The organism is Rhizobium sp. C104, from assembly GCF_022354505.1.
GTDB lineage: Bacteria > Pseudomonadota > Alphaproteobacteria > Rhizobiales > Rhizobiaceae > Rhizobium > Rhizobium redzepovicii.
The window spans coordinates 183595-195734 of sequence record NZ_CP092348.1 but is presented as its reverse complement, the minus strand read 5'-3'; the positions used below and the strand labels follow the sequence as shown (position 1 = coordinate 195734).

The window sequence follows — 12140 nt, the reverse complement described above, 5'->3', positions numbered from 1 at the left end:
CGGGACCGGTAGGTCACGCGTCAGAACTCCGGCTGGACGGGCAGCCATGCCCTTCTTCAACCAAGCTGCAGCCGCCTTGAGACAATGTCATGACGATGACCGCTCACGCCGCTTGTGACGCGGCACGGCCGCGCCATCACTCCTCACGAAATACATGCTGCATCTGATCGGTCAGCGGCTTCGTCAGATAGGAAATAACTGTTCTGTCGGCGATCTTGATGAAGACTTCGGCCGGCATGCCAGGATAGAGCTTTATCGACTTCAGCTTGGCGATGCTTGCAGCCTCCGGCTTGACGCGAAGGGGATAATAGCTGATGCCCGTCCGCTCATCCTTGACGACATCGGGCGCAATCGACGTGATCTCGCCGCGTACATCAGGCGTCGTGCGCTGATCAAAGGCGCTGAACCGCACGTCGACGGGCTGGCCGACGTGAAGCTGGTCGATATCGCGCGTAGCGACTTCTCGCCTCAACGGTAAGATCTTCATTTTCGGGAACGACGAGCATCAGGGTCTCACCCGGATTGACGACGCCGTTGACCGTGTGAATGGAAAGCTCGTGGACACGCCCGCTGAGCGGCGCGACAATGTCGAGACGGCGGAGTTGATCGAGCGCGGTTCCGCGGCGCTCTTCATTTTCGGCGATCTTCGCCTCGACGTCGGTCAGTTCCTTGGCGATCTCCGAACGGCGATCCTCGTCCAGCTGGAGCGACTGGCGATCGATCTCGATTGCCTTGCCTTCGGCCTCGGCCTTTGCAGCGATTTCCTGGCCGCTATTGCCCTGAAGGTCGGCGCGGGCGCGCTTGAGTGCATTCAAACGCTGCAGCGTGACCAGCCCCTTCTTGTAGAGCGTATCGACGCCTTCGAGCTCTTGTTCGATCAGGCTGAGGGAATCATTGGTGGCGTTGATCTGAACGACCAACCCCTTGATCTGCTCGGCCAGCTGGTCTTTGCGCGACGCCAACTGGCTCTTCATTCCCACAAGCGCCGACCTGCGGCTGTCGAACAATTTCGTCTCGCCGTCGAGCAGATCCCGCGCCGCGGTGCTGGATGTCAGATCGCTGATGTTTTCCTCGACATCGAATGACTCGGCGTCGATCCGTTCGGCCTTCAGACGGGCACGGCGCGCATAAAGCTGAGCGAGTGTGCTTTCGACGATCGAAAGCTGTGCTTTTGTCGTCGTGCCATCGAGCTGTATCAGGATCTGTCCAGCCGTCACATGGTCATTTTCGGAGACCAGCAGTTTCGACACGATACCGCCGGTCAGGTGCTGGATCTTCTTGACGTCGCCGTTGACGACGACCACGCCTTCGCCGATGACGGCGCTCGACAGCTCCGTCGTCGCCGCCCAACCACCGATGCCGCAAACGAGAGCTATCGACAACACGCCGACAAGGGCGACATGGCGATTGAGGGAGCGCTTGGATTCACTGATGACTTTTCTCACAATCTTCCTTCCGGCCTATTCAGCCGCATTCATGCCGTCGACCACGACCTTGAGCTGAGCCACGCGATCGGCAATCGGCGTACGCGCCGCCGGTTCCGGCCGGCTGACCCGTGCCAGAACTTCCTCCTTCGGACCGAATGCGATCATTCGGCCGTCCTGCATCATCAGCACGAAATCGCAGACCGCCAGAACCCCGGACCGATGCGCGATAACGACGACGATGCCGCCGCGTGCGCGCACGCTCATGATCGCGGCGCTCAGCGCCCGCTCGCCTTCCTCATCGAGGTTGGAGTTCGGTTCATCGAGCACGACGAGGAAGGGCTCGCCGTAAAGCGCTCTTGCAAGCGCGATACGCTGTCTCTGGCCGGCCGAAAGTGCCGCACCCCCTTCACCGATTTCGGTTTCGTAACCGTTCGGCAGACGAAGGATGAGATCGTGAACACGCGCCGCCCGCGCCGCGGCGACCACTGCCTCCGGCGACATCTCCTTGGCGAAACGGCAGATATTCTGTGCGACGGTTCCTGAGAACAGTTCCACGTCCTGCGGGAGATAACCGATATGCCGGCCAAGTGCGTCGCCATCCCACTGGTCGAGTGCTGCGCCATCGAGGCGAATGGATCCCCTGACGGTCGGCCAGATGCCCATCATCGCCCGCGCCAGCGACGACTTGCCGGAGGCGCTGTAGCCGATAACCCCGAGGGCGCTTCCTGCTCTCAGCCCGAAGCTGACATCGGAAATAACCAGGCGCTGGCCTGCCGGCGGCCCGCTTGCCAGCCCCTCGACTGTGACCTGCTTGGAAGGCGCTGCGAGCGCCAGCGGTGCCGGGATTTCCGGAATGGTTTTCAGCAGGTTCGCAAGCCGCGCCCAGCTTTGCTGGGCGGAAACGAAACCGCGCCAATTCCCGATCGCCGCCTCCACAGGCGCCAGAGCGCGCGATGTCAGAATAGAGCCCGCGATGATAATGCCTGAAGAGGCCTGCCCTTGAATGACCAGGATCGCGCCGGTCGCAAGTGTTCCCGATTGCAGAGCAATCCGGAAAATCTTCGACAGGGTCGCATATCCGTTGCCGACATCCGACGCCTGCCGGGTGATGAGCCGATATTCTTCGTTCTTGCGGTCCCAGATTTCAGCCATGGTGCCCGCCATGCCCATGGCGTGAATGACCTCGGAGTTGCGGATCGAGGTCTGCGCGAAGGCATTGCGCATATTGGCGGCGTCGGACTGCTGTTTTGACAGCGTCCGCGTTCCCTGGTTGGTCAAGAACGTCAGGATGGCGAGAACCAGCGATCCACCGATCGCAATATATCCGATCGCCGGATGAAACAGAAAGCAGATCACGAGGTAGAAGGGAAGCCACGGCAGATCGAACATCGCCGTCGGGCCCATGCCGGACAGGAAGGTTCTTATCTGGTCGAAGTCGCGCAACGGCTGAAGCCCGTCCCCGCCGATTTTGACCTTCAGCGGCGCCTTGATGAGCGCCCGGAACACCCGTCCGTTCACCATCTCGTCGAGCGCACCGGCAACGCGCACGAGCATCCTGCTCCGGAGAACCTCGAACGCGCCCTGGAACGCATAAAGAGCCAATGCAAGTATCGCGAGGGCAGCCAGCGTCGGTATGCTTTTGCTCGGAATGACGCGGTCATACACCTCAAGCATGAAAAACGAGCTGGTAAGATAGAGAATATTGATAAGCGCGCTTGCTATGCCGATGAAGACAAGTCCCCCCTTGCACTTCCGCAAGGCTTTGGACGGCTCACTGGCATCGGTCGCTGAACTCTGAAACACGAATTAAATCCCTCTCTACCGCATCGCATACAGACAAATAAGCCTGCGTATATCGCAGCTACAGGCCTATCAAGGCCAGACAATGACATAGCTACTTCGAACGTTCGACACTGGTGCCGAAACCCGCTGACAAGTCCAAAGCTTATTACATGAACCCCACTGAAAAATTACCGAAAATCCCCATTTATAGCGAATGATTTCAGAGGCCCTAGCTTAACGCTACGCTAAATATATCGGCCTAAGCAAGGGAAAACCGCAAATCGCCCAATAACGGTTCAAAGAGATGAACATGACGCGCCCATAGACGCGAGATTTACTGGGTGATTAACTATAAATTCAGTCTATAGTTTGTTCTGATTATGACCCGCAGACATATTTTGCCATCTGCCATCTCGCGCTTTCGACAGCCTGGCAGCAAGCATCGGCATTGAAGCCGGGAAACGTCAACCGGGCGAACACGATCGATTGACGCTGTCTCAGCGTTGGCGGGCTTCAGACCAACAAGTGCGATGCTTGGCTGGAATGAAACGCATCGACATTGATGTAGATACCCAGCGCGTCCGTGTCGATGTGCGAAGCACCGTCGGAAATTTTGTACTGGAAGGATTCGCTGACGTTCCCGTGAAGGCCGACGAGTTTTGCCGCGTCCACGGTGTAGGTGTAATCGCCATCACTCTCAATATGGATGACACCGTATTTCCCCGTAACCGTCAGCCCATGTTTATCCACGGCATTGTCGCCAAAGCGACGCAACAGCACACTGCCATTGGCAGCACTGTCGTTTTCAAGAAGGTTTCCATGATATGCGCTGCCGGTGTCGGCCGAAATCTTCAAGTTGTCGTGGACAGCGACAATTTTTGGGGCGGCGACCGACGGCGTGGTCGCGACCGGCGTTTCGGTCGCAGGCACTGGAGTGGTAGTCTGCGGCGCCGGCATTTCCGCAGGGTGTTCGACGACCGGTGCAACAGGCGGCTGCTCATGGCTCGTTGACGTATCGCTATTCGTGCCGCCGGCGCTGTCGAGTTCGGCCTGCGCTTGCTCGAATGTTTTGTTGTCGCCGACAAAGAACGTGTTTTGCGCAGCGATTGTGGCGGGCATCGTCAGCGTCGATACATCGCTGTCGATGATATTGTCATAGAAGGAGCCCGATGCTGGCCGGTCGACCTTAAGCGCCGAGGAGGACAGATCGTCAAAGACATTGTCATGAACATCGATATTCTCGCGAATATAGACGGGATTGCCGGCGGCGCTGACCAGAACCCCATACACCCCGTCATGGACATAATTCCCGCTAATATCGTAGTTCTTCGCATCGCCCTGATCGCCAAGGCCGATGCCGTAGGACCAGCTGTAGCCGCCATATCCCGAGATGTCGTTGTCGTGGATGGCGATGTTGGTGCCAGCCTGTGCGCTCAATCCGAAGCCGCCGCCAACGAGCGTATTGCCCTCGACCAAAGCATCTTGAGCTCGGACCAGTACCAAAACACCTTTGGCGCTGTTGGTTTGCGTTTGCTCCAGATGATTGTCCTTGACGAGAATATTGCTGCTGTCGTTGAGCTGAATGGCGTCTGCGGCACTTCCCTGGCTGTTGGTGACGGTGTTGTTGATCAGGGTGACGCCCTTGACCTTTTCCATCCAGATCCCGTCGGAATGGACACCGGTCAGCGTGCTGTTTTCGATGGTGATGTTCTGGCTGCTTTGGAAGCTGACGGATCCGGGCTTTCCGGCAAGGCCGGTATTGGTCACCTCGACATTCCGTACGACCCAGTTCGACACGTTTCCTGCATATATCGCGTTCGCTCCAGTGTCGGCGATCTTGATATTCTCGATAACGATATTCGAGGCCTTGGAACCATGGATGCCGTCATTGCTGCTGTGAATGACCGGGGCGTCGCCAAGACCGTAGCTGCCAATGGTGATCGGAGCCGCAACGCTGCCGGAGTATTTCAAATCGAATTGCTCATTGAACACGCTTCCGGCAGCGAGCAGGACACTGTCGCCGGGGTTCAGCCTCAGGGATTCGACAGCGGACAATGTCGCGAAAGCTGAGTTCTCCGTGGTTCCGCTGTTATGATCGGATCCTGTCGCTGAGTTCACGTAGTAGACGGTCATGCTTTGATCTCCCCAAGGTAATGGGAATCTTCTAAGCGTGGACCTCTCTCTGGCGGCTAAAATGAAACACTAAAATTCTTTCTATCTGCCGTTATTCTTCATCGTCAGACGCATTTTCTTCGTCGCCGATGTATTTCTATGGCGTTAAAGTTGCAACGCATGACAAGAATGTATTTTTACTAGAAAGCAATTCGATGGAAGCCCATTTTCCGTAACCGACGGATTGCCGTGATCATGTTGCTACAACCAGGCAGGTTGTTCCTCAGCCTACCCCAACTATGAGAATGACAGTGATGACCTTAATAGGATGTGAGAGAGGCTATCGAGAAAACATGACAAAATCACCAAAAGAGATTGCTAGCCCGATGTGATTATTTGACAATTTCATCTGCGGGGAAGTGACGTCCTGTATTCCTATTGATTGCTTCCGAATAAAACTTCTTACCTTGTGAAGAAATATGTTCAATTTTCCAATATGCCGCGTATTCACTTATTATTAATGCGCCGATCAGCCGGCGTTTCGCCCAATTACTCCGATTGTATGTGTGCCATTATTGCACACCGGGCACTCCAATGTTAATCTCAGGTTAATCTCAGCCTTGACTCTCTGTATTAATATATCCTTAATCGCACCCGTCGCTAAGGTTAAAATTGGCCAGCGAAGATCAATTCAAGGAGAGACAACAATGGCTATTCACGCAACCGACGATACTGCCACATTTCTAGAAACCGATGTCATCTCTGGAAATCTGCTCAGCAACGATTCATCCGACAACGGTCACCTATTCCTCCGCGCATTCGACCAGCAGAGCGTTGGCGCCAAGCAGGGCAACAGCCAGGTCACCGAGATCCAGGGCGATTACGGCACCTTCTTCGTCAAACCGGACGGCAGCTACACCTATGTCCTGAGCGATGCTGCCAAGGTCAACTTCACCAATGGTGAATTGCTCCAGGAAAAGGTCTCATACAAGATCTCCGACGGCAGCGGTCATACCGATGTCGGCCTGTTCACCCTGAACATTCAGGGCGTAACCCAGGTCAAGCCGATCGCTGTCGACGACCACTACAGCTTCACCGAAGGCAGCCCCATCGCCGGCAATGCTCTCGACAACGACATTCCCGGCGACAATGGACATCTCTTCCTCCGTCAGTTCGCCGGCACGAACGTCAACGGCAATCCGAGCGCAACGACCGACGTCGCCGGGACCTATGGCACGTTCCATGTCAAGGCGGACGGTTCATTCACCTACGATTTGGCAGCGGATATCGCTCCGGGCGATCACGTCACGGAAACCATCCAATATTACAAGATCTCCGACGGCGAAGGTCATACGGATGCCGGCGTTCTGACGCTCAATATCACGGGCACGGACTTTGTCTCGGGCGCCAGCGTCTAATCGTTCACCAGATAATCAATAGACGACGCCCGCCGCGCAAGCGGCGGGCGCTATTGCCCTTAAAGCCCTGGTTGACGGCGGTTCTGACTCTGCAGCTGTTCTCCTTAGAATGGCCGACGATTACTTGCTGCAGCGCTGCCGGAATCGGGCTGTCGCTCCATCCCCAAGCCCTGCCCAGGTTCGATCGAAGATAGGGCGGAGTTGTGGGCTGATCTCTCTAATAGCGGCGTTGACCCTGCAACGATCGCCAAGTTTCAGCATCGTCACGAGATCGCTATTAAGCGCAGCCTTTGCCGTTGATAGCGTTGCATTCGTAAAATCGTTCCAGAAGTAAAACCGCGTCAGAATCATCGACTCGTCGTGGGGCGCCAGAGCGACGGACCGCTTCATCATTTCCGCAACCGAAAGCGGATCTTCAGCAATCACGGATTGGACGGCGGCGAGACGAAGCCAAAAATTGCTGTTCGTCGGCATGCACGAGAGCGAATGTTGCAGGTAGTGTCGGGCGCTCGATGCCGCGGCAGCCCAAGCGTCGTAATTGACGTTGACGTTCTGCCGATCGAGTTGCGCCAGGACAAGTGTTACACCGGCGGCGACAATGTCGGACCGACAATAATGTCCATCGACAATATCGATGGTCCGCGCCGCATATTTGGCTTCAACATCATCGGTGACAGTCTCGCCGTGCTCGAGCCTTTCAGCGACGATAGAGATACTGGCGGTTTTTATCGAAGCGTACAGCTCTCTACCGGCCAGCACCGCAAAGACTGCGGTGACGACAAGGAAAACAATCCGTGTGACCGAAACGAACGGGCCGCGAGGCATCAGCTTTCAGTGTAGTATCGCGAGTAACGCTTATAATAATACTCACTGGAGCCGAATGTCCTGTAAAGCTTCATCTGCGACGGATCGACCTTGGTCAATATAGCGCCGACGCATTTCGCATAGAGCTCCGGCTCCGACAGCAGCGTCGACTGCACGACCTTGCGCGATGTCTTTCCCCACTCGATAACGAAAACCACTGCATCGAGCTTCGAGTTGATAGCGCGCGCATCGACGACGGGCGCCAAAGGCGGCAGGTCGACGATAATGTAATCGAAGCTTTGACGCGCAATTTCAAGAAGCTGGTCCATGCCGCGTGACGCGAGCAGCTCCGACGAATGCGGGACACGATACCTTGCAACCGTTGGAAGAAATGCAAGCTTTGTCTTGGGATCAAGAAGGATCAGATCCTTGAGCGGACGGCCATCGACGATCGCCTCGAGCAAGCCGGCCTCGGCATGACGACCAATTGCTCGGGTCGCACCGGGATTGCGCATATCGCCGTCGATCAGCAGGCAGCGGGCACCTTGCATTGCCAGAAGCTTGGCAAAATTGATTGATGTCGTCGACTTCCCCTCGCCGGGCAAGCTCGACACCACACCGATGACCTTGCAGCGCTGATCGGCCGCACTGAGGTCGATCGCAATCTTGGCGCTTCGAAGCGTCTCGGCAAACGCCGAGAGCGGGTGCTCCTCGACGTAGGTCGTGGTCTTGCTACCCCTGGCGATGCTTCGCGGGTTGCTCGGATCGACGAGCGTAGGATCATCGATGTTATCGTCAACCAGCGGCATGACGCCAAGCGATTCAACATCGAGCACTTCCTTGACGTCATCACCGGTGCGGAAGAACCGATCGCGGAACTCTCGGAAAGCGCCTATGCCGCTTCCGACCGCACATCCGAGGAACATCGCAAAAGCGACGACAAGGGCTCTCTTCGGAGCACTCGGCTTCGTCGGAGTCTCTGCCATGGTGATGATGCGCGCAGCGGTAATCGGGAAGCTCTGCTGCTGAATGGCTTCCTGGTAGCGCGTCAGGAAACTCTGATAAAGATTCTTGTAGGTGTCGCGCGTGCGCTCGAGTTCGCGAACCTGCACCTGCGTTTCACCGGCCGTCGCGGCAACGCCAGTCGCCTTCGTGACACTGTCACGCAAAGAGTTTTCCCGTGACTGCGCGACCTGCAGCTCGCTTTGATAGCTCTCGGCGATGCGGTTCAACTCATCGAACATGAGTCTCTTATATTCTTCCATCTCCGCACGAAGCCGAACGGCCTGGACGTGATCGGGACCAAGTCGCGCCTCGATTTCGGTCTCGAGCTTGGACGCCTCGAGATATTTCTTGCGCAGGTCGTTGGAAATGGAGCTGTCGAGCACGTCGGTGACGATCGCGTCGGTTTGCTTGGCGTCGATGATCGATTTGACGCGCGCATACTTTGCCTCGGCCTTCGCCGTCTCGGCCTGGGCATTGATCAACTGCGTGTTGATCTCGGAAAGCTGCTGCTCGCTGATCAGGGTACCGGATCCGGCCTCGACAAGCCCATGCTCGCTGCGGAATTTCTGAACCGCAAGGTCGGCATCAAGCGCCTGCTGCCGCAGCTCTTCGATACGCTCCTGAAGCCATTCGCCGGCCCGGCGTGTCGCCTCGTATTTCGAATTGAGTTTGTCGACTAGGTAGACGTCGGCAATGGCCGCGGCGATCTGACGCGCCATATCGGGCGACTGCGAGGTATAACTGACATCGAGAACGTAGGATTTGCCGACACGTTCGACATCGATATTACCGGCTACAGTTTCCGCAGCGTACCGCCGCAGCATTTCCCGATCGGGCGCGACTGCTGCGGCGTCGGCAAACCATGATTTGAAATTCACCATCGACTTCAGCGTCGCGACTGAAAACAGCGAATTCCGCTGGGCGTTGAACACCGGATCGTCGACCAGTTTCAACTTATCGACCACGGCATAGGCGATCGTGTCCGACTTCAACAGCTCGACCTGGCTGAGTACGGTCCCTTCGTCATCGTCCATCTGGCCGAAAGCCGCCAGTTGGTTGATCACCTGGTTATCGCTGCGGTCGATCAGCACGCTTGTATCGGCGGTGTAGACCGGCACCGACGTCAGCACATACACAACGCCGAGAATGGCGAAGGCGAACGCGCAAGCCGCAACCATCCGCCACTGTCGGCGGGCAATCGCGATGAGCTTGTCGAAATCGATGAAATCAGCGTCGTTTCCTGCATCGCGGGAGGGGTCGATACGCGGGGTAAGTTTATCTGGCGATAGCAATTTCGATCTCCAACAAATCAAGCGCTAAGATCTAAGGGCAATTCCAGCTATTGTATGACCGCGACGCTCGGACTCGTCGACTGCGTCGTGTCGGAGGAGGATTGGCCTCCCCCATTTGTGCTGACAATCGTAATAGTGCTCGAAGACGAGTCGTCGCCGGCATTCGAAACTTTCAGCGTACCCGCAGTCGTCGCGGCGCCGTCAAAAGGCGTGCCATCGTCAGCGCCGGGGCCAGTTTGGCCAACCTGCCCGTCATTGCCGATGCCAGATGCGGCAGCGGCGGAGCTTGCACCTGGACCGAGCGCCGCGGTCCCGCCTTCGGCAAGGACCTTTGCAAAGGCGGCGAGTAGCGGGGCAAGATTGGGATCGGCGCTCGCAGCCTCGGCGACCGCCTTTTCGATCGCCAGCTTGGATAGCGGGTCCGTCACCTGACAGCTGTTTGCAGCCCGACCAAGACCCGAGCCGATGGCCGCCATCTGTGCGGCATTGGCTGTCTTGGCCTGCTCGATTACCGGTAATAGAGCCTCGCCGCTACTGCCGACCAGCGCACGAACGAGTGACGATAGAACCAGCGGATCAGACATGTCGAGCAGAATGGCCGGATTAGCCGTAAACGCGTTGACATCGACGGTAGTGAGATTTGCGAGGCGCACGCAAGCGGCCGCCAAGGCGCTTGAATTCATGCCGGCAAACATCGCAACGGCAAGTCCACTATATGCAAGCTTACGATAAACACCAAACCTTGCCATATCGGTGGTTCCTTCATCAAATCCGCTATGGAAAATACCACGCGGCGTTGGTCATCTGCGAGCAACGCCGCCTATATTTCAATCAATTTCCGAGATCCTGGACCGCGTTGCGAGTATCGTTCGCATCGTCGGTCACGCCTGCCACAGTGGACGATACCGAGTTTACGATGTCAAGGAACTTGACCAGTTCAACCGAGTCCGAATTGGAAATATAGATAATATCCTTGTCTTCCATCTTGAATTGCTGAACCGCAAACAAGGTCGCCGGATCGCGCAGATTCGCGCGGACGATCACTGGAACCGTCTCACCCGCAAATCGCGTCGTGTCGACGTTCATCGACTGAACCGTTTTCTTCGGGACCAAGCGATAGAGCAAGACCTGAGCCGGATCGGCGCGGTCGTCGCGCAAACCGCCCGCCTTGGCGATCGCTTCTCCGAGGGTCAGGTCGGATTCTTCGAAATCGAAGCGGCCGCTGACGCCTGCGGCGCCGAGCGTGAGATAGGTGCGGCGCTCATGATCGATCGAGACCGTATCATTCGGCGCGACATAGATATTCTCCGCCGGATTCTTCAACAGCGTATTGTAGGCGACGGTTGCCGTCTTGCCGCGACGCTGCAGCGTAACATTCGTTTCGATATTGTTGGTCGTCAAACCGCCGGCGGCGGAAATGACATCGAGAACACGCTCTCCGGCCGGGCTGATCGTGATGCGCTGAGGATTGTTGACGTCACCGAGCACCGCCACCTGACTGGAGCGGTTGGTCGTCGTCGTGATGACCACCTGAGGCTCGATCGCGCGGCTCGCCAGCCGGTCCTCGACATCCTGCTCCACGGTCTCCTTCAGGCGACCGGCGGCCGGAACGCGACCGGCATAGGGAATCGTAATCGTCCCATTTCTATCGATGGTCTGCTCTGGCAAGGAAATGTAATTGCCGGGTCGACTGCCGGCATCGGACGGAATGAAGAGACCGCCGGACTGAGCTTCGAAGATGGCAACCTGGACGACGTCGCCATAACCAAGCGGAATTTCAGGCGCCCCGCCGCGACCACCGCCAAATCCTTTGAAGGACGTCGGCTGGGCAGAGGTAAAATAGGGCAGAACGTTCTTGCTGAGATCGATCAGGGCGTAGTCGATGCCGACACGACGCTCCTTCGTTGTCACTTTCACTGCCGCATCTCGATCAACATCTTTGTGATCGGGACCGGATCTTGGCAACGATGTGCAGCTTGCCAATATAGTGGTTAGCGCTACAACAATGGCGACGCGTGTACTACCGATACGAGAACAACCCATAGAATAACCTGTGTTGACGCCCCTGAAGCTACTGCCCCGCAATCTGACAAAATACAAGACAAACCCCGATCAATAACACTGAAAGCCGATTAACATTCCCCTAACTGTGGCAGGCTGGCAACGCCGAGCCTCTGAGGAAGCGAATAACGACCCAGTTTAACTTTTCTGGCGCCGTAAGAACCCGAGGGCTAGACCCGCTATAAAATTTCTTGCGTTTCAGAGTCAACAGTTCGCACCTGCACAATCGCTATTTTTCA

7 protein-coding genes and 1 pseudogene are annotated in these 12140 nt (G+C 56.7%); 1 reads left to right on the top strand and 7 read right to left on the bottom strand.

Annotated elements, in window-relative coordinates:
• Positions 1 to 136: 136 nt before the first annotated feature.
• The 3 genes and pseudogenes from MF410_RS02015 to MF410_RS02005 form a co-directional block, all read right to left on the bottom strand.
• A pseudogene (locus MF410_RS02015) lies at positions 137 to 1445 on the bottom strand (HlyD family type I secretion periplasmic adaptor subunit).
• Between the two features lie 15 nt (positions 1446 to 1460).
• Positions 1461 to 3230: a type I secretion system permease/ATPase gene (locus tag MF410_RS02010; protein WP_097626388.1), complete on the bottom strand. Its 1770-nt coding sequence runs from the start codon at positions 3228 to 3230 to the stop codon at positions 1461 to 1463.
• Positions 3231 to 3722: 492 nt separating this feature from the next.
• A complete protein-coding gene (locus tag MF410_RS02005; protein WP_131711328.1) occupies positions 3723 to 5342 on the bottom strand; it encodes a right-handed parallel beta-helix repeat-containing protein in 1620 nt (539 codons plus the stop codon).
• 686 nt (positions 5343 to 6028) lie between these two features.
• Here MF410_RS02005 and MF410_RS02000 point away from each other — a divergent pair.
• Positions 6029 to 6739 (top strand): Ig-like domain-containing protein, encoded by a 711-nt coding sequence (locus MF410_RS02000; RefSeq protein ID WP_097626384.1) that lies wholly within the window; start codon positions 6029 to 6031, stop codon positions 6737 to 6739.
• 120 nt (positions 6740 to 6859) lie between these two features.
• Here the strand turns inward: MF410_RS02000 and MF410_RS01995 are convergent, their stop codons facing one another.
• From MF410_RS01995 to MF410_RS01980, 4 genes are all read right to left on the bottom strand, one after another.
• On the bottom strand, positions 6860 to 7564 hold the full coding sequence (locus tag MF410_RS01995) for a hypothetical protein (protein WP_097626382.1): 705 nt from the start codon (positions 7562 to 7564) through the stop codon (positions 6860 to 6862).
• Positions 7564 to 9840 (bottom strand): polysaccharide biosynthesis tyrosine autokinase, encoded by a 2277-nt coding sequence (locus MF410_RS01990; RefSeq protein WP_097626380.1) that lies wholly within the window; start codon positions 9838 to 9840, stop codon positions 7564 to 7566. Before MF410_RS01990 ends, MF410_RS01995 begins: the two co-directional genes overlap by 1 nt.
• 47 nt (positions 9841 to 9887) lie before the next feature.
• On the bottom strand, positions 9888 to 10589 hold the full coding sequence (locus MF410_RS01985; protein ID WP_097626378.1) for a sugar transporter: 702 nt from the start codon (positions 10587 to 10589) through the stop codon (positions 9888 to 9890).
• An 82-nt stretch (positions 10590 to 10671) separates the two neighbouring features.
• A complete protein-coding gene (locus MF410_RS01980) occupies positions 10672 to 11883 on the bottom strand; it encodes a polysaccharide biosynthesis/export family protein (RefSeq protein WP_097626376.1) in 1212 nt (403 codons plus the stop codon).
• Between the last annotated feature and the right edge of the window lie 257 nt (positions 11884 to 12140).